Consider the following 16,746-nt stretch of genomic DNA (forward strand, 5'->3'; position numbering starts at 1 on the left):
GGCAGCGAGGCAAGCGTGCTGAGCCGGGACAATTTGCTGATCGTAGGCCTCGCCGTGCTGGCCGCTGCCGGTGGCGGCTGGCTGGAACACCAAAGTCGTACGGCACACTCATCCAACCAGGTCCAAGCGCTGAACGTCGGCGATCTCCGCCCAAACCTGGTCTTGCCGGACCTTGATGGCAAGCAGCATTCCTTGTCGGATTTCCGCGGCAAGCGCGTGTTGATCAACTTCTGGGCAAGCTGGTGCGTCCCCTGTCTTGCCGAAATGCCTGCCTTGAACGCTGAGCAGCGCAAGTTCGGCGATCAGGGAGGGATTGTGCTGGGTATTGCCATGGACGAGCCTTCCCGAGTACGTGCCTTCCTGACCGCCCACCCGGTCGACTATCCCATTCTGATCGGACGAATCGACGCTCCCAGCACATCCCTGCGCCTGGGTGATGCTGACGAAGTACTACCCTTCAGCGTATTGCTTGGCGAAGACGGACGCGTACTGGCCATCCGGCGCGGTCCGCTGAGCCCCAGCGATCTCGCCACCTGGCTTTCTCAGGCAACCGCGCTCTGACGCGGTTTCCGGACGCCATACGTCGACGCACGTTCCATCTCTCACTTCTCCTTCAAACATCGCCGAACTGCGTCGAACTGGACAACATCCCCGGTACCGAGCACACTGCGCGCATTCCGAGGCGCCCGGGGGCGGCCAGGAGCCTGTCATGGCAAAGCTGCTGGTCCTGCATGGACCCAATCTCAACCTGCTCGGTGTACGCGAACCGGATATCTACGGCCGGGAGACCCTCGCCGATATCAACAGCCGGCTGGCACAGCGTGCACAGGCGGCGGGTCACGAACTGGATTGGTACCAATCCAATGCCGAGCACGAGCTGATCGGACGCATTCACCAGGCCCGCGACGAGCAGGTGGCCTACATCCTGATCAATCCCGGCGCCTTCACCCACACCAGCGTTGCCCTGCGCGATGCGCTGGCCGCCGTGGCGATCCCGTTTATCGAGGTGCACATGAGCAACGTGCATGCTCGCGAGCCGTTCCGGCGCCATTCCTATCTGTCCGACCTGGCCACAGGCGTGATCTGCGGCTTCGGCAGCAACAGCTATCGCCTGGGCCTGGACGCGGCCCTGGCCAAACTTGAACCGAAGCCTGCCGGTTAGCGCTCAATACCCCTTTCTTTCACTTTTCGGCCACCAAGCTGTGGCCCCAGACCCTGAGAAGGCAAGACCTATGGATCTGCGCAAGATCAAAAAACTGATCGACCTGCTCGAGGAGTCCAACCTCGCCGAACTGGAAATCAAAGAAGGCGAGGAAGTCGTCCGTCTGTCGCGCGTTCCCAAGGGCAGCATTGCCGTCGCCCCTGCGCCGATCGCCATGCACGCGCCAGCTCCGGTGATGGCCGCTCCTGCACCGGTGGCGGCGCCTGCCGCGGAAGCCGCCAGCAGCCTGCCGGCCGGCCACGTGGTCAAGGCGCCGATGGTCGGCACCTTCTACGCCTCGGCCAGCCCCGGCGCCGCTGCCTTTGTGAAGGTCGGCCAACAAGTGAAGGCCGGCGAGACGCTGGGCATCATCGAAGCGATGAAGATGTTCAACCAGATCGAAGCCGATGTCGGCGGCACCGTGCAAGCCATCCTGATCGACAATGGCCAGCCCGTGGAATTCGACCAGCCGATGTTCGTGATCGCCTGACGGCCTGACGACTATGCAGAAACTTGAAAAGGTCGTCATCGCCAATCGCGGCGAAATCGCGTTGCGCATCCTGCGTGCGTGCAACAGCCTCGGTATCAAGACCGTGGCGGTGCATTCCACTGCCGATCGCAATCTCAAGCACGTAGGGCTTGCGGATGAAGCCATCTGCATCGGCCCCGCGCCGTCGGTCGACAGTTATCTCAATATTCCGCGCATCATCGCCGCCGCGGAAATTACCGATGCCAACGCGATTCATCCGGGCTACGGCTTCCTCGCCGAGCGCGCGGACTTCGCCGAGCAGGTGGAGCAGTCGGGTTTCATCTTCATCGGCCCGACCGCCGACGTGATCCGCATGATGGGCGACAAGGTCGAAGCGATCCGCGCGATGAAGTCGGCAGGCGTTCCGTGCGTGCCAGGCTCCGGCGGCCCGCTCGGCGACAACGTCGAAGACAACATACGCATTGCCCGCGAAATCGGCTATCCGGTGATCATCAAGGCATCCGGCGGCGGCGGCGGTCGCGGCATGCGCGTGGTGCGCACCGAGGCGCATCTGGGCAATGCCATCACCATGACCAAGCAGGAGGCCAAGGCGGCCTTCGGCAACGATCAGGTGTACATGGAGAAATTCCTGGAGAACCCGCGCCACGTGGAAATCCAGGTGCTCGCCGACGGCCAGGGCAACGCCATCCATCTGGGTGAACGCGATTGCTCCATGCAGCGCCGCCACCAGAAGGTGGTGGAAGAAGCGCCGGCCCCTGGCGTCACGCCGGAATTGCGTGCGCAGATCGGCAAGGTGTGCGTGGATGCCTGCCTGCGCATCGGCTATCGCGGTGCCGGCACGTTCGAATTCCTGTTCGAGAACGGCCAGTTCTACTTCATCGAAATGAACACGCGCATCCAGGTGGAACATCCGGTGACGGAATTGATCACCGGCGTGGACCTGGTGCGCGAGCAGTTGCTGATCGCCGCCGGCGAAAAGCTGTCGATCCGACAGGACGACATCAAGATCCACGGCCACGCGATCGAATGCCGCATCAATGCCGAAGATCCGGACACCTTCATGCCTTCGCCGGGCACGGTGAAGCGCTTCGAAGCACCGGGCGGCCCCGGCGTGCGCGTGGATACGCATCTGTACGACGGCTACCGGATTCCGCCGAACTACGACTCGATGATCGGCAAGCTGATCGTGCACGGTCCCGACCGCGAAACCGCGATTGCGCGCATGCGCCTCGCGCTGGCCGAAACGGTGATCGAAGGCGTGAAGTGCAACATCCCGCTGCAGCAGCGCATCATGTCCGACGTGGGCTTCCAGCAAGGTGGACAGAACATCCATTACCTGGAAAAGCGCATGGCGGAGCACAAGGAACATCCGCACAGCGGGCATTGAACAACGCGCATGTCGCGTTCGCCTCCCCTCCCCCTCGGGGGAGGATCGAGGCGAGGGGTTATCCTTGCCCGGCCCTGCCATCGAAGCACGCTGCCAGTGACTTCCATCGCAAGATTGGCCCCTCACCCTACCCTCTCTCCGGAAGGGAGAGGGAAAATCACGATGCTCCCTGGACCTCTGCTACGGACTCACGATGCCCTGGCTCGAACTCACCCTGATCGTCCGCGCCGAACAACAGCCGCGCGTGGAAGAAGCGCTGGACGACCTGGGCGCGCTGTCCATCACGCTGCAAGATGCCGATGCCGAAACGCCTGACGAACAGGCGATCTTCGAGCCCGGCGTAGGCGAACTGCCGCTGTGGCCCACCATCACCCTGAACGCCCTGTTCGACGCCGACAGCGACCGTCGCGGCCTGACCGAAGCGCTGGGCGAACTGCTGCCCTGGCTGGAGCCCGATCAACTCAGCTATCGCGATGTCGAGGACGAAGACTGGGAGCGCGCCTGGATGGACCAGTTCAAGCCGATGCCATTCGGGCGCCGGCTGTGGATCTACCCATGGAACATCGAACCGCCGCAGGACGACAGCGTCATCGTACGACTGGACCCGGGCCTGGCTTTCGGCAGCGGCACACACCCCACCACGGCGTTGTGCCTGGAATGGCTCGATAGCCTGGATATCGTCGGCAAGCGCGTGATCGACTATGGCTGCGGCTCGGGCATTCTCGCCATCGCCGCACTCAAGCTCGGCGCAGCTTCGGCGGTTGGCGTGGACAACGATCCGCAGGCGCTGACCGCCTCCTCGGACAATGCCGAGCGCAACGACGTGGCCGACCGGCTGGCGCTGTTTCTACCTGAAGACTTCGCCGGCGAGCCCGCTGACGTGTTCGTTGCCAACATTCTCGCCGGCCCGCTGGGAGAACTTGCTCCCACTTTCGCCGCGGCGGCGAAACCCGGCGCCCCCTTTGCCATCTCGGGTATCCTGCGGGGCCAGCAAGACGAACTGGTGGCTCGTTATGGCGAATGGTTCGATGCGTTGCGCGTGGACACGCGCGAAGATTGGGTACGCATCAGCGGATGTCGCCGCGTCGCCTGACCCCACCGGATCGGTGTGACGGGACAATCTTGCGCGAACGGTGATTCGAAGTACGCTTCGAACCGGCGCAACGCAAGCCCCGCCCTCTCACCTCAACCCTCTCCTCCAAAAGGGAGAGGAGGCGAACAAAAAAAGCCATACTCAAGCAATGTATACGCAATGCCCCGAATGCCTGTCCGTGTTCTCAGTGGACGCGCGCACCCTCGCGCAGGCACACGGCTTCGTCACCTGCGGACATTGCGGCGCAGGCTTCGATTCCATCAGCACGCTGGCCGATCAACTGCCGCCTGAGCCCTTTGCGGAACTGCCTGCGCACGAGCCTGGCGTGGAACCGCCCAAAGTGGAACTGGTGGTCTATCGCCCCCAGCCACCCGCACCGGAAGTCGCCGCACCGGAAGAAGTGCCGTCATTCGACGACGCGTTTGCCGACCTGGTCGTCACCCCCCGCTTTGCACGCGACCGCCGCGCCCAGCGCAACGACAGGCCCCGACGCTGGCCATGGGTGCTTGCGTGCGCACTTTTGCTTTCGGGCCTGACTGCACAACTGGCGTGGGCTTTGCGCGATACCTTGATTGCCGACCCCACCAGCGGCGCCGTGTTGCGCGATGTTTGCGATACGCTGCAATGCCAGCTGCCGGCGGTCCGCGACGTCGGCAAGTTGCGCTTGTTGGCACGCGACGTGCAGACACATCCGACCGTTCCCGGCGCCCTGCTGATCAGCGCTACCTTGCGCAACGACGCGGCCTTCAGACAACCTTGGCCGGTCGTCACCATCCGCCTCTCCGACGGCAATGGAAAAGTGATCGCCATGCGCCGTCTCAACCCGGGCGAATACCTCGATGACATCGACGCGCTGCATCGCGGCATTGCTGCCGGCGCTAGCACAGCTTTGGTTTTCGAGGTAGAGGACCCGGGGCACCAAGCCGTCGCGTTTGACCTTGGTTTTGAATAAAACGCGCTTAGTCCCTGTTCGGCTTGGCCTTGTAACTTTTCACGTGCAAAGGCTCTTAATTTTGTTCCCCGGCACGAGTACACTCGGTCCCTCGCGCTAAAGGAAAGCTCTGGTCCAGAGCGCGACTGCCGACCCGCCGCAAACGCGGTAACTGCCATAACCATGGCGACGGCCTATGCAGCCGTTGCGAAAAGTACGCGAGGGGAAATGTCCTTGAACGCCGTGAGACTGCCTGTCAACGAGGCCATGCGTGAAACCTCGTCGCAGAGCGCACTGAGTGAGTGCGTCAGCCGCACCGTGCGCCGCTATCTGGCGGACATCGGTGACACGTCGTGCGACGAAGGCCTGCACGCGCTGGTGATTCGCGAAGTCGAAGGTCCGCTGCTGCGCGAAGTGCTCGCTTTTCACGATGGCAACCAGAGCCGTGCTGCAGCCGTGCTCGGCATCAACCGCGCCACCCTGCGCAAGAAGCTCGCGGCCCACGGCCTGCTTTGAAGCAAACTCGCTTCATTCCTTTCGTTTAGACGTCTAAATACTCGCACGCAGCGGCACAGCCGACCGCGCTATAATGCGCGGCTTCACAGCCTTGGAAGCCGCCATGTCCGCACCCTCCGTCACCCCCATCCGCCGCGCCCTGATCAGCGTTTCGGACAAGACCGGGCTGATTGAACTGGGCCGGCGCCTCGCCGCCGCCAAGGTGGAGCTGCTGTCCACCGGCGGCAGCGCCAAGACGTTGCGCGAGGCTGGCATTACCGTCAAGGACGTCAGCGAACTCACCGGCTTCCCCGAAATCATGGACGGCCGCGTCAAGACCCTGCACCCCAAGGTGCATGGCGGACTGCTTGGACGGCGCGGCACCGACGACCAGGTCATGGCCCAGCTCGAGATCGCCCCGATCGACCTGCTGGTGCTGAACCTTTACCCGTTCGAGGCCACAGTCGCCAAGCCCGATTGCACGCTCGAGCAGGCCATCGAGAACATCGACATCGGCGGCCCGGCCATGCTGCGCTCGGCGGCCAAAAACTGGAACGACGTCGGCGTACTGACCTCGCCCGATCAATACGAAGAAGCGCTTGCCGAGATCGAACAACGCGGCGGACTGAGCCGCGCGACCCGCTTCAAGCTTTCCGTGGCCGCATTCAATCGCGTGTCCAACTACGATGGCGCGATCAGCGATTATCTTTCTGGCCTGAAGCTCAACGACGCACAGGATGCGATTGCCGGCCACGATGCTTTCCCGGAGCAGGTCAACAGCCGCTTCGTCAAATTGATGGATTTGCGCTACGGCGAAAACCCGCATCAACAGGCTGCGTTCTATCGCGACCTGCATCCGGCACCGGGCACGCTTGCAACATTCCGCCAGTTGCAGGGCAAAGAGCTTTCGTTCAACAACATCGCCGACTCCGACGCAGCCTGGGAGTGCGTGCGCAGCTTTACCAAGCCGGCCTGCGTGATCGTCAAGCACGCCAACCCTTGCGGTGTAGCCGTAAGCCTGGATGGCATCGCGCGCGCCTATGACCTGGCCTATCAGACCGACCCCACCTCCGCCTTCGGCGGCATCATCGCCTTCAATCGCGAAGTGGACGGCGCCACCGCACGCGCCATCGTCGAACGTCAGTTTGTAGAGGTGGTGCTGGCACCGGCCTATGCCGACGACGCGCTGAAAGCGTTCGCCAAGAAGACCAACGTACGCGTGCTGGAAATTCCGGTGCCGGCCTCGGGCGATCTCGCTCACGCCCATCCGGGCAACGATTGCCGCCGCGTGGGCTCGGGACTGCTGATCCAGAGCGCCGACCGCGGCATGGTCACCGCAGACGAGCTCAAGATCGTCACGCGCCGCGCACCGAGCGAGGCGGAGATCAACGATCTGATCTTCGCCTGGAAAGTGGCCAAGTACGTCAAGAGCAACGCCATCGTCTACGCCCGCGACCGCCAGACCATCGGCATCGGCGCCGGGCAGATGAGCCGCGTCTACAGCGCACGCATCGCAGGCATCAAGGCGGCGGACGAAAAGCTGGAGGTGCGCGGTTCCGTGATGGCCTCCGATGCCTTCTTCCCGTTCCGCGACGGCATCGATGCCGCCGCGGCGGCCGGCATCCGCGCCGTGATCCAGCCCGGCGGCTCCATGCGCGATGCGGAAGTCATTGCCGCTGCGGATGAGCACGACATGGCCATGGTGTTCACCGGCATGCGCCACTTCCGCCATTGATTCAGTGCAACGATGCAGGCTGGGTTGCGCAACGTAACCCAACATCGAGACGCGAGTGGATCGTTGGGTTATCCCCGGATCAAGTCCTGGATAGCCCAACGTGTGGCCCGCGCTAAGTAGCGTCAATCGGCGACCGTTACATCCCGCGCCGTCGAGGCGGCCTTGCGTCCATCCACATTCGCGCGTGCCGCATAGCGACGCGCCAACACCGCGCAAACCATCAACTGCATCTGGTGGAACAGCATCAGCGGCAGCACGATCATGCCGATCGCGTGCGCGGGAAACAGTACATTTGCCATCGGCACACCACTGGCCAGGCTTTTCTTCGAGCCGCAAAACACGATGGTGATTTCATCCTCGCGATCAAAACCCAGCGCGCGCGATCCATAACGGGTGATCAGCAAGGCGCAGGCCAGCAACACCGCATTGACGACCAATACACCCCCCAGCACCGGAAGCGGCAACTGCTTCCACAGTCCCTGCAGCACCGCTGCACTGAATGCGGTGTAGACCACCAGCAGGATCGATCCCTGATCGACCAGGCCCACCAGGGGGCGATGGCGCTGCACCCAGCCGCCGATCCAGCCTTGCGCGATCTGCCCGGCGGCGAACGGCACGAACAGCTGCAGGACGATCTCGCCTACCGAATGCCACGACATCCCGCCCTGTCCGTGCGCCTGCAACACCAGCCCCGTCAGCAGCGGCGTGATGAGGATTCCGAGCAAACTCGAGGCTGAAGCTGCGCACACTGCCGCAGAAACATTGCCGCGTGCGATCGACGTAAAGGCGATCGACGACTGCACCGTCGACGGCAGCGTGCACAAGAACAGGATGCCCACGTACAGCGAGGGCGTGACCAGCGGCAGCAGCACCGGCTTCAGCAGCATGCCCAGCAACGGAAACAGCACGAAGGTGCTGGCAAGCACAGTCAGGTGCAGGCGCCAATTGGTAAGCCCGGACACCACCGCTTCGCGTGACAACTTCGCACCGTGCAGGAAAAACAACAGCGCGATCGCCAGATCAGTCAACCAGCCAAACACCTGGGCACCGGCTCCACGACAGGGGACGAGGCTGGCGATCACCACCGTGGTCAGCAGGCAAAGTGTGAAATTGTCGGGCAGGAAACGGCGCAGGGACATGGCGGATACGCCGCAGAGCGGCGACCTGTAGGCGTTGGGACAGCGCTATTTCACTGCCACCCAATTGATAAATCAAATCGTTTTATCTGATACATTGATTCAATATGAGCATGAATATCAGCCTGCGGCAGTTGCGCGCCTTCCTGGCCGTGGCACGCCAGCGCCATTTCCGCCGCGCAGCCGAGCAACTGCACCTGAGCCAGCCGGCGGTGAGCCGGCACATCACCGAACTGGAGGCCGAACTGGGAGTGCGCCTGTTCGACCGGACCACTCGCGAAGTCGTCCCCACCGACACCGGCCGTTATCTGGAAAGCGCCTTGGAGCGTGTGCTGGACGAACTCGAAGGCGTGCTCGAGCACGTCCATTCCGAAGGCGAGCGGCGACGCGGCAAAGTGCGCATCGCTTCAGTGCCAACCCTGTCCGCCAGCCTCATGCCAATCTGCATCGCCGACTGCGCGCGTGCATATCCGGAACTGACCATCCAATTGCACGACCAGGCGCAGACCCTGGTGCTGGACAGCGTGCGTGGCGGCGAGGTGGACTTCGGCATCGCCATCGATCCACCGGAAAGCAGCGACTTCGATCGCGAGACCATCATGCGCGATCCGTTCTACCTGGCTTGCCAGCCGAGCCACCCGCTGGCCGCACTGAAATCGGTGCCGTGGAAAAAGCTGCAGGGTCAGCGGCTGATCCTGCTGGATTATTCGTCGGGCAGCCGGCGCCTGATCGACCAGGCGCTGCACAAACACGGCATTGCCGCCGACGTGGTGCAGCAAACCGGCCACACTCACACCGCTTTCCGCATGGTGGAAGCCGGACTGGGCATCACCATCACGCCCGCACTTTCATCGCCACCGCCCTCCCTGGTGATGCGTCCGCTGACGCCTACCGAACAACGCACCGTCACTTTGATCCACCGCCGCCAGCGCTCGCTTTCGCCACTGGCCGCCCTGGTGTGGAACCGCCTGCGCGAACTGGCGGCAAACGGCAGGCTCACGTCTTATTGAGCGCGTGGCCGCTATCTTCCGAGTGCTACGCGAGGAGGATGTCCATGCGTTACGAGCTCTATTACTGGACCGGCATCCAGGGCCGTGGCGAATTCATTCGCCTGGCGCTGGAAGATGCCGCAGCCGACTACGTCGACGTCAATCGCAAGCGCGGCGACAGCGCCATGATGCCGTTCCTGCGCGGCAAGCAGGAAGGCGCCCTTCCCTATGCGCCACCGTTCCTCAAGGCCGGCCGCCTGGTGATTGCGCAAACGGCAACCATCCTCGCCTATCTCGGCCCGCGCCTGGGCCTGGTGCCCGGCGGACTCGGCGCGGAAATCTACGCGCAGCAACTGCAGGCCACCATCACTGATCTGCTGGCCGAAGTGCACGACACGCATCATCCCATTGCCGTAGACCTTTACTACGAACAGCAACGCTCCGCCGCGCGCAAGCGCGCGCAGGCATTCCGCGAGGAACGCCTGCCCAAATACCTCGCTTACTTCGAGAACGTGCTTGAACGTGGCAACGGGCGGCAGGCACTGTCGCGTCATTCGTATGTCGACCTGTCGCTATTCCAGGTTGTCAGCGGACTCGATTACGCTTTTCCCAACGCCATGCAACGCGTGCAAAAACGCATGCCGCGACTACGTGCACTGGCCGGACGCATTGCCGAGCGTCCCAATGTGCGCGCGTATCTGGCATCGCCGCGACGCATTCCATTCAATCAGGACGGCGTATTCCGCCACTATCCGGAGTTGGATTCGTCGCGCTAGGGCCTGTTAGCACTATTTTCGCAACCCGCGTTGCCGTTGAGTGGCCGCCATGCGGCGTCATCACTCGATCGTGTACGGACGTACACTCCCTCACTCTTCCTTGGCTGGCGCGCAAACAGCTCACGGCGCGGGCCACGAGAATAGTGCTAACAGGCCCTAGAACAAGGCGATGACCAGCGACCCGGCAACGATCAACAAACCGCCGACCAGCACCGACCAACTGGGTTTCTCGCCCAGCACGAGCAGCCCAAGCACGATGGCCATGGCCACGCTCAGCTTGTCGATCGGCGCCACCTTGCTTATCGGCCCCAATTGCAGCGCGCGGTAGTAGCACAACCACGAAAGCCCGGTGGCGATACCGGACAGGACCAGAAACAGCCAGCTATGCCATGGCAACCCGGAAGGCCTGGCCCATTCCGAGCGCAAACTGAGAATGCCCGCCGTTACCGCGAGAATCACCAGCGTGCGGATGAACGTGGCAAGGTTCGAGTTGATCCCCGCCACGCCAAGCTTGCCGAATAGCGCGGTGAGCGCCGCAAAGAACGCCGACCCCAGGGCGAACAGCAACCAGCTCTCGCGCAGATTCACGTACGCTCCCGGCAAGCGCGTTGAGGAATGTCAGGAGCCGTTGTCTTCCGACGACGATGACGAAGCGGGCTTGCTGTCGCCCCAGTGCATGATCGTGTACTGCACCGGCTTGATCGGAGGCTGTCCATTCTGGCCCTGGATGCGGCCATCGGGGTCCACGTTGTAGATCTGTTGAGGACCGACCCTGGGCGTCACGACAATCATGTAGACCTTGCCGTTTTCGCGGTACTCCTGGATGGTATTTTCGCCTTCCTTGCGAACTTGAACATCCGGAGCCGAATTTCCATTGGCATCTGTCGTCGCCGAGGTGCCTGGCATCCTGGGCATCGGAATCGGCTTGCCCGGCAGATGGCTGGGCTGGAGTTCGGCCGGACTGGATGCCGGCTCGCCTTGGGTGGTTTCAGCCTTTGCAGGCGGCGCCTTGGCGGGATTCACACCCGGATCGTTCATGCCCGGCGGCGGCGGGGCCGGCGCGAAGTGCGGCGTGGCCGACGAGGACGAAGAAGTCTGCGCAAAGACCGGCGACGCGGCCAGAACTGCGAGAGCGTACAGACAGACGGCGTGTTTCATGTCGAAGGCCTCGTTGGGGGGACGAATAATAGCAGCGCCGGGTTCACCCGCCCGTGAACCGATCCCGGCCGCCGGCGTGCGAGAATGAGGGAATGCCAAACCTTACGCTCATCGACGGCTCCTCCTATCTCTTCCGGGCCTTCCACGCGTTGCCGCCGTTGAGCAATGCCCAAGGCGAACCGACCGGCGCCCTGTTCGGCGTGGTCAACATGCTGCGCTCCACGCTCAAGGCCAGGCCCGATTACGTGGCCTTCGTAAGCGATGCATCGGGCCCGACCTTCCGCAATACGCTATACGACAAGTACAAAGCCAACCGGCCGCCGATGCCGCCGGAATTGCGCGCGCAGATCGAGCCGATGCTGGCGATCGTCGGCGCCCTGGGTTTTCCGATCCTGCGCGTCAGCGGCGTGGAGGCCGACGACGTGATCGGCACGCTGGCCCTGCAGGCGCACGAAAAAGGCATCGAGGTATTGATCTCCACCGGCGACAAGGATCTTGCGCAGCTCGTGCGCCCCGGCATCACGCTGATCAACACGATGACCAACACCACCATGGACACGAATGGCGTGGTGGAAAAATTCGGCGTGAAACCCGAGCAGATCATCGACTTCCTGAGCCTCACCGGCGATACCGTGGACAACGTTCCCGGCGTCAACAAATGCGGCCCCAAGACTGCGGCGAAATGGCTGGCCGAATACGGCTCGCTGGACAACGTGATGGCCAACGCCGGCAAGATCGGGGGCAAGATCGGCGAATACCTGCGCGAAGCGCTGCCGGAACTGCCGTTGTCGCGCGAGCTGGTCACCATCAAGACCGACGTGCCGCTGGACAGAACGGTCACGCAACTGAATTTGCAGGAGCGCGATACCGCGGCGTTGCGCGAATTATTCACGCGCTATGAATTCAAGGCGGCACTGAAGGAAATGGACCATGCTGCAGCCGATGCCGCCGCGGCGACTCCGGCAAGCACCGAAAGCCCTGCTGCCGAACCTTCACGCATCGACACCTCGGCAACGCCGGCGGAACTGAGTGGCGAAGGCAAGTACGAACTCGTCACCACGCAGGCACAGTTCGACAACTGGCTATCGCAACTGCACGATGCACCGCTGATCGCCTTCGACACCGAAACCACCAGCCTCGACGCCATGCAGGCGGACATCGTCGGCCTCAGCCTGTCGGTGCAACTGGGCCATGCCTGCTACATCCCGCTGGGCCACGATTATCCCGGCGTACCGGCGCAATTGCCGCGCGACGAAGTGCTGGCTGCCTTGAAGCCGATCTTCGAAGACCCCAAGCGCCCCAAGGTCGGTCAGCACGCCAAGTACGACATGAACATCCTCTCGCACTACGGCATCGTGGTGCAGGGGCTGAAGCACGACACCATGCTCGAATCCTACATATGGAACGCCACCGCGACGCGCCACGACATGGATTCATTGGCCAGGAAATATCTTGGCTACGAAACGGTGAAATACGAAGAGGTCGCCGGCAAGGGCGCCAAGCAGATTTCCTTCTCGCAAGTGGATCTGGATACCGCCTGCCGCTACGCGGCTGAAGACGCGGATATCACCTTGCGCCTGCATCACGCATTGTGGCCGCTGCTGCAGAGCGAACCGAAGCTGCTCAAGGTTTACGAAGACATCGAAATCCCGCTGGTTCCCGTGCTTGCCGGCATGGAGCAGCGCGGCGTACTGATTGATGTGGACGAACTGCGCAAGCAAAGCCAGCAACTGGGCAAGCGCATGCTCCAGTTGCAGCAGGAAGCGTGGCAATCGGCGGGGCATGAATTCAATCTCGATTCGCCCAAGCAATTGCAGGCCATCCTGTTCGACGAACTCGGCTTGCCGGCCAAGCTGAAAACGCCCACCGGGCAGCCTTCGACCAACGAAGAAGCACTGGAAGCCATCGCCGACGATCATGCGCTGCCGCGGCTGATCCTCGAATACCGTGGCCTGGCCAAGCTGCGCTCGACCTACACCGAGAAGCTGGCCGAGATGGTCAATCCGCGCGATGGTCGCGTGCATACCAGCTATCACCAGGGCGCGGTGGCGACCGGCCGCATCTCCTCCAACGATCCCAACCTGCAGAACATTCCGGTACGCACCGAGGAAGGCCGGCGCATCCGCCAGGCCTTTATCGCGCCGAAAGGCTGGCTGGTGCTGGCGGCGGACTATTCGCAGATCGAGCTGCGCATCATGGCCCACCTGTCCGGCGACGAAGGATTGGTGCGCGCGTTCCAGGAAGGCGGCGACATTCATCGCGCCACCGCCGCCGAGGTCTTCGGGCTCGATCCCAAAGACGTCACCAGCAACCAGCGCCGCGCCGCCAAGGCGATCAATTTCGGCCTGATGTACGGCATGAGCGCGTTCGGGCTCGCACGCCAGCTCGGCGTGGATCGCGGCGAAGCCAGCGATTACATGGCGCGTTATTTCTCGCGCTATCCCGGCGTGCACGCATTCATGGAAGCCACCCGCGAACGCGCCCACCGCGATGGTTACGTGGAAACCCTGTTCGGGCGACGCCTGTACCTGGAAAATCTCAGCGCGCGCAATCAGGCACTGCGTGCCGGTGCCGAGCGAGCGGCGGTCAACGCCCCCATGCAAGGTACGGCGGCCGACATCATCAAACGCGCCATGATCGCCGTCGCTGCGTGGCTGAAAGGGCGCGACGATGCATACATGCTGATGCAGGTGCACGACGAACTGGTCTTCGAAGTCCGTGCCGATGCCATCGATACGGTGCGCGAAGCCGTGCGGGAGCGCATGTCGGGGGCCGCCGAACTGCACGTACCGCTGATCGTCGACGTGGGTGTCGGCAAGAACTGGGACGAGGCGCATTGATGGTCCCACCCAGGTTCCCCGCCAAGCGATGCAGCTAGGGCCTGTTAGCCGATCCACGGGAAACGCCCCACGTGCCGAAGGTCACGCATGCGTGTCATACAGATGAATCGCGGCTGACCCATTCGGGATTTTCTTTACCGGCGCGTGCAACTTCTGCGCTCTGGCGCGTTCTTAGTTATCGGATGCACGCAACGGCATCCCCCGGCGCCCACCTCCCTGGGTCGCCACCCGGATTCGGACCTCTCCCCTGGGTTCCGACTCCACCGGCCCCGAGGACTCCCCCTAAGTTCTCGGGGCTTTTTCTTGCCCTGCGGCAGGACACGGCGCAGCCCAACCGTTAGGATGACGTTATTGCGATGGCCGCGGCCCGCCGGTCGTCCAAGCAACGAGCCCGCCGCATTGTCCAAAGGGAAAGCCACCTCCTTCGATATCGCCCACATGACCGGGGTGTCCCAGTCCACGGTCTCGCGAGCCCTGCGCGGCAGCCCCCTGGTAAGTGAGGAAACGCGACAGCGCATCAAGGCCGCGGCCGACCAGCTCAACTACAAGGTGGACAAAAACGCTTCGAACCTGCGCTCGCAGCACTCCGGCACCCTGGCCCTGCTGCTGTTCGAAGATCCCACCGCGGACGAGTCGCACATCAACCCGTTCTTCCTGTCCATGCTCGGCTCGATCACCCGCGCCTGCGCGCTGCGCGGCTACGACCTGCTCATTTCATTTCAGCAGCTGTCGTACAACTGGCATGCCGACTATGCCGACACCAAGAAGGCCGACGGCCTCATCCTGCTCGGCTACGGCGATTACCTGGCCTACCTGGACAAGCTGCAGAACCTGGCCGACCAAGGCATGCGCTCCATTCGCTGGGGCGCGGTACTGCCGGACCAGCCGGACATTTCCATTGGTTGCGACAACTTCCAGGGCGGCCGCGCCATCGCCCTGCACCTGCTGGAACAGAGCTGCCGGCGGATCGCCTTCCTCGGCGACGCGTCCAGCCACTATCCGGAATTCTTCGAACGCTATCGCGGCTACGTAGCCGGATTGCAGGAAGCCGGCCTGGCGGCCGACCCCGCCCTGCAGGTCGACGCGGCCGAAAGCACCGAACAGGCCGGCTATCAGGCCCTGGAATCGCTGCTGGCGCGCGACACGCCGTTCGATGCGGTCTTTGCCGCCAGCGACCTGATCGCCATCGGCGCCATGCGCGCCCTGGCCGACCGCTGCATCAAGGTGCCTGAGCAGGTCGCCGTGGCCGGCTTCGACGACATACCGATGTCGCGCTTTCTCAATCCGCCGCTGACCAGTGTTTTGCAGGACACCAAGCTGGCGGGCGAGACGCTGGTCGACAACCTGCTGCGCCTGATCCGCGGAGAGCCCGTGGAAACACGCTTGTTGCCGGTAAAGCTGGTGGTGCGCCGGTCGAGCCAGTTCGGCAAGTCCTGAAGCCTACCCTGCGGCTTCCCCGCGCCGATCGAGGCGGGCCGATCGCGACGCGATCTGTCCGCATCTGCCCTCGCGCTTTTCTTGCCGATTCCTTCACGAAATCGAACGCTGCGCCGACTGGCGCTGCCGTGTCGATTCGGCCGATTCTGGTTCGTCGCCTCATCAGACACCCGGCAACGGGACGAATCACTCGCCTCACGGAGGAAACGTCATGCAGATCCAGCCTTATCTGTTCTTCGCCGGCCGCTGCGAAGAAGCGGTCCAGTATTACCAGAAGCATCTAGGCGCCAAGCTCCATGCGCAGATGCGCTACAAGGAAGCGCCGCCCGGCGACGAGATGGCCGCGAAGGCCGATGGCGAGCACATCATGTACTGCAATTTCGCGATCGGCGACACCGTGCTGATGGCCTCGGATGACTGCGTCAATGCCAATGTGAAATTCCAGGGCTTTTCGCTGTCGCTGAACGTGAAAGACAAGGCCGAGGCCGACCGCGCGTTCGGTGCGCTCGCCGATGGCGGCCAAGTGCACTGCCCGCTCACCCAGACCTTCTTCTCGCCCTACTTCGGCATGGTGGTAGACCGTTTCGGCGTGAGCTGGATGGTCATCATTCCGCAGCAGTAATTGCTCCGCGCGCCCAGGAGATAGCCATGCGTTTCATGATGCTGATGCTGCCCGCCGGCCATGGCCAGGCCCCGCCCGATGCCAGGCCGAGCAAGGACGCGGTGGAGAGCATGATGCGTTTCAACCGGTCGCTGCAAGAAGCCGGCGTACTGCTCGCACTCGACGGACTCCATCCGCCTTCTGCCGGTGTCCGCGTAAGCCTGGTGAACGGAAAGGTGAAAGTTGCCGATGGCCCGTTTGCGGAAACCAAGGAAGTGGTCGGCGGCTACTGGATGATCGACGTCAGCTCGCGTGAAGAAGCCGTGACCTGGGCATCCCGTTGCCCACTCGCGGCCGGCGACACGGTCGAGGTGCGCCAGGTTTTCGAAGCGGCCGATTTCCCGCCCGAAGTGCGCAAGGCAGCGGAAGGCTTCGGCGAGTTGGGACAGTCGGCCGGATGATGCGTCTTTCGTCCCT

General features: G+C 63.1%; 17 protein-coding genes. 14 read left to right on the forward strand and 3 right to left on the reverse strand.

Going from position 1 to position 16,746, the window contains the following annotated elements; translation table 11 throughout:
* Nucleotides 1–15: 15 nt before the first annotated feature.
* The 8 genes from ISS99_RS06335 (at nt 16) to purH (ending at nt 7,332) form a co-directional block, all read left to right on the forward strand.
* Nucleotides 16–561 (forward strand): TlpA disulfide reductase family protein, encoded by a 546-nt coding sequence (locus ISS99_RS06335; protein WP_204630764.1) that lies wholly within the window; start codon nt 16–18, stop codon nt 559–561.
* 148 nt (nt 562–709) lie between these two features.
* The gene (aroQ, locus tag ISS99_RS06340) at nt 710–1,162 is read left to right on the forward strand and encodes a type II 3-dehydroquinate dehydratase (protein WP_204630765.1); all 453 of its coding nucleotides are present in this window, start codon (nt 710–712) and stop codon (nt 1,160–1,162) included.
* Between the two features lie 70 nt (nt 1,163–1,232).
* Complete coding sequence (accB, locus tag ISS99_RS06345) at nt 1,233–1,691, forward strand: acetyl-CoA carboxylase biotin carboxyl carrier protein (protein ID WP_204630766.1); 459 nt, start codon at nt 1,233–1,235, stop codon at nt 1,689–1,691.
* A gap of 13 nt (nt 1,692–1,704) precedes the next feature.
* On the forward strand, nt 1,705–3,078 hold the full coding sequence (accC, locus tag ISS99_RS06350; RefSeq protein ID WP_204630767.1) for an acetyl-CoA carboxylase biotin carboxylase subunit: 1,374 nt from the start codon (nt 1,705–1,707) through the stop codon (nt 3,076–3,078).
* A gap of 193 nt (nt 3,079–3,271) precedes the next feature.
* Nucleotides 3,272–4,171, forward strand: coding sequence for a 50S ribosomal protein L11 methyltransferase (prmA, locus tag ISS99_RS06355; RefSeq protein WP_204630768.1), 900 nt, complete (start codon nt 3,272–3,274; stop codon nt 4,169–4,171).
* A 148-nt stretch (nt 4,172–4,319) separates the two neighbouring features.
* Nucleotides 4,320–5,123 (forward strand): zinc-ribbon and DUF3426 domain-containing protein, encoded by an 804-nt coding sequence (locus tag ISS99_RS06360; protein WP_204630769.1) that lies wholly within the window; start codon nt 4,320–4,322, stop codon nt 5,121–5,123.
* A 207-nt stretch (nt 5,124–5,330) separates the two neighbouring features.
* A complete protein-coding gene (locus tag ISS99_RS06365; protein WP_239537750.1) occupies nt 5,331–5,618 on the forward strand; it encodes a helix-turn-helix domain-containing protein in 288 nt (95 codons plus the stop codon).
* A gap of 103 nt (nt 5,619–5,721) precedes the next feature.
* Nucleotides 5,722–7,332: a bifunctional phosphoribosylaminoimidazolecarboxamide formyltransferase/IMP cyclohydrolase gene (gene purH, locus ISS99_RS06370; RefSeq protein WP_204630770.1), complete on the forward strand. Its 1,611-nt coding sequence runs from the start codon at nt 5,722–5,724 to the stop codon at nt 7,330–7,332.
* A 122-nt stretch (nt 7,333–7,454) separates the two neighbouring features.
* Here purH and ISS99_RS06375 read toward each other — a convergent pair whose 3' ends face one another.
* A complete protein-coding gene (locus ISS99_RS06375; RefSeq protein WP_204630771.1) occupies nt 7,455–8,471 on the reverse strand; it encodes a bile acid:sodium symporter family protein in 1,017 nt (338 codons plus the stop codon).
* Nucleotides 8,472–8,575: 104 nt separating this feature from the next.
* On the opposite strand from ISS99_RS06375, the gene ISS99_RS06380 reads away from it, so the two are divergent.
* Together ISS99_RS06380 and ISS99_RS06385 are read left to right on the forward strand one after the other, a co-directional pair.
* A complete protein-coding gene (locus tag ISS99_RS06380; RefSeq protein ID WP_239537752.1) occupies nt 8,576–9,478 on the forward strand; it encodes a LysR family transcriptional regulator in 903 nt (300 codons plus the stop codon).
* Nucleotides 9,479–9,522: 44 nt separating this feature from the next.
* Nucleotides 9,523–10,233 (forward strand): glutathione S-transferase, encoded by a 711-nt coding sequence (locus ISS99_RS06385; RefSeq protein WP_204630772.1) that lies wholly within the window; start codon nt 9,523–9,525, stop codon nt 10,231–10,233.
* A 156-nt stretch (nt 10,234–10,389) separates the two neighbouring features.
* On the opposite strand, the gene ISS99_RS06390 is transcribed toward ISS99_RS06385, so the two are convergent.
* Together ISS99_RS06390 and ISS99_RS06395 are read right to left on the reverse strand one after the other, a co-directional pair.
* On the reverse strand, nt 10,390–10,821 hold the full coding sequence (locus ISS99_RS06390; protein WP_204630773.1) for an EamA family transporter: 432 nt from the start codon (nt 10,819–10,821) through the stop codon (nt 10,390–10,392).
* 30 nt (nt 10,822–10,851) lie between these two features.
* On the reverse strand, nt 10,852–11,391 hold the full coding sequence (locus ISS99_RS06395) for a DUF2782 domain-containing protein (protein WP_239537754.1): 540 nt from the start codon (nt 11,389–11,391) through the stop codon (nt 10,852–10,854).
* 92 nt (nt 11,392–11,483) lie between these two features.
* On the opposite strand from ISS99_RS06395, the gene polA reads away from it, so the two are divergent.
* The 4 genes from polA (at nt 11,484) to ISS99_RS06415 (ending at nt 16,730) form a co-directional block, all read left to right on the forward strand.
* On the forward strand, nt 11,484–14,231 hold the full coding sequence (gene polA / locus ISS99_RS06400; RefSeq protein WP_204630774.1) for a DNA polymerase I: 2,748 nt from the start codon (nt 11,484–11,486) through the stop codon (nt 14,229–14,231).
* A gap of 438 nt (nt 14,232–14,669) precedes the next feature.
* Nucleotides 14,670–15,668, forward strand: a complete 999-nt coding sequence (locus ISS99_RS06405) for a LacI family DNA-binding transcriptional regulator (protein ID WP_239537780.1) — start codon at nt 14,670–14,672, stop codon at nt 15,666–15,668.
* A 211-nt stretch (nt 15,669–15,879) separates the two neighbouring features.
* The gene (locus ISS99_RS06410) at nt 15,880–16,290 is read left to right on the forward strand and encodes a VOC family protein (protein ID WP_204630776.1); all 411 of its coding nucleotides are present in this window, start codon (nt 15,880–15,882) and stop codon (nt 16,288–16,290) included.
* A gap of 26 nt (nt 16,291–16,316) precedes the next feature.
* Nucleotides 16,317–16,730: a YciI family protein gene (locus ISS99_RS06415; protein WP_239537756.1), complete on the forward strand. Its 414-nt coding sequence runs from the start codon at nt 16,317–16,319 to the stop codon at nt 16,728–16,730.
* The last annotated feature ends 16 nt before the right edge of the window (nt 16,731–16,746 follow it).

This window comes from Dyella mobilis (assembly GCF_016904945.1).
Taxonomy (GTDB): Bacteria; Pseudomonadota; Gammaproteobacteria; order Xanthomonadales; family Rhodanobacteraceae; genus Dyella_B; species Dyella_B mobilis.

Excerpts from the sequence above, each read along its gene's own strand:
- ISS99_RS06360 (WP_204630769.1), top strand. The coding sequence starts at position 4,320 with ATGTATACGCAATGCCCCGAATGCCTGTCCGTGTTCTCAGTGGACGCG.
- purH (WP_204630770.1), top strand. The coding sequence starts at position 5,722 with ATGTCCGCACCCTCCGTCACCCCCATCCGCCGCGCCCTGATCAGCGTT.
- ISS99_RS06395 (WP_239537754.1), bottom strand. The coding sequence starts at position 11,391 with ATGAAACACGCCGTCTGTCTGTACGCTCTCGCAGTTCTGGCCGCGTCG.
- ISS99_RS06375 (WP_204630771.1), bottom strand. The coding sequence starts at position 8,471 with ATGTCCCTGCGCCGTTTCCTGCCCGACAATTTCACACTTTGCCTGCTG.
- polA (WP_204630774.1), top strand. The coding sequence starts at position 11,484 with ATGCCAAACCTTACGCTCATCGACGGCTCCTCCTATCTCTTCCGGGCC.
- aroQ (WP_204630765.1), top strand. The coding sequence starts at position 710 with ATGGCAAAGCTGCTGGTCCTGCATGGACCCAATCTCAACCTGCTCGGT.
- ISS99_RS06365 (WP_239537750.1), top strand. The coding sequence starts at position 5,331 with ATGTCCTTGAACGCCGTGAGACTGCCTGTCAACGAGGCCATGCGTGAA.
- accC (WP_204630767.1), top strand. The coding sequence starts at position 1,705 with ATGCAGAAACTTGAAAAGGTCGTCATCGCCAATCGCGGCGAAATCGCG.
- ISS99_RS06415 (WP_239537756.1), top strand. The coding sequence starts at position 16,317 with ATGCGTTTCATGATGCTGATGCTGCCCGCCGGCCATGGCCAGGCCCCG.
- accB (WP_204630766.1), top strand. The coding sequence starts at position 1,233 with ATGGATCTGCGCAAGATCAAAAAACTGATCGACCTGCTCGAGGAGTCC.
- prmA (WP_204630768.1), top strand. The coding sequence starts at position 3,272 with ATGCCCTGGCTCGAACTCACCCTGATCGTCCGCGCCGAACAACAGCCG.
- ISS99_RS06410 (WP_204630776.1), top strand. The coding sequence starts at position 15,880 with ATGCAGATCCAGCCTTATCTGTTCTTCGCCGGCCGCTGCGAAGAAGCG.
- ISS99_RS06380 (WP_239537752.1), top strand. The coding sequence starts at position 8,576 with ATGAGCATGAATATCAGCCTGCGGCAGTTGCGCGCCTTCCTGGCCGTG.
- ISS99_RS06405 (WP_239537780.1), top strand. The coding sequence starts at position 14,670 with ATGACCGGGGTGTCCCAGTCCACGGTCTCGCGAGCCCTGCGCGGCAGC.
- ISS99_RS06385 (WP_204630772.1), top strand. The coding sequence starts at position 9,523 with ATGCGTTACGAGCTCTATTACTGGACCGGCATCCAGGGCCGTGGCGAA.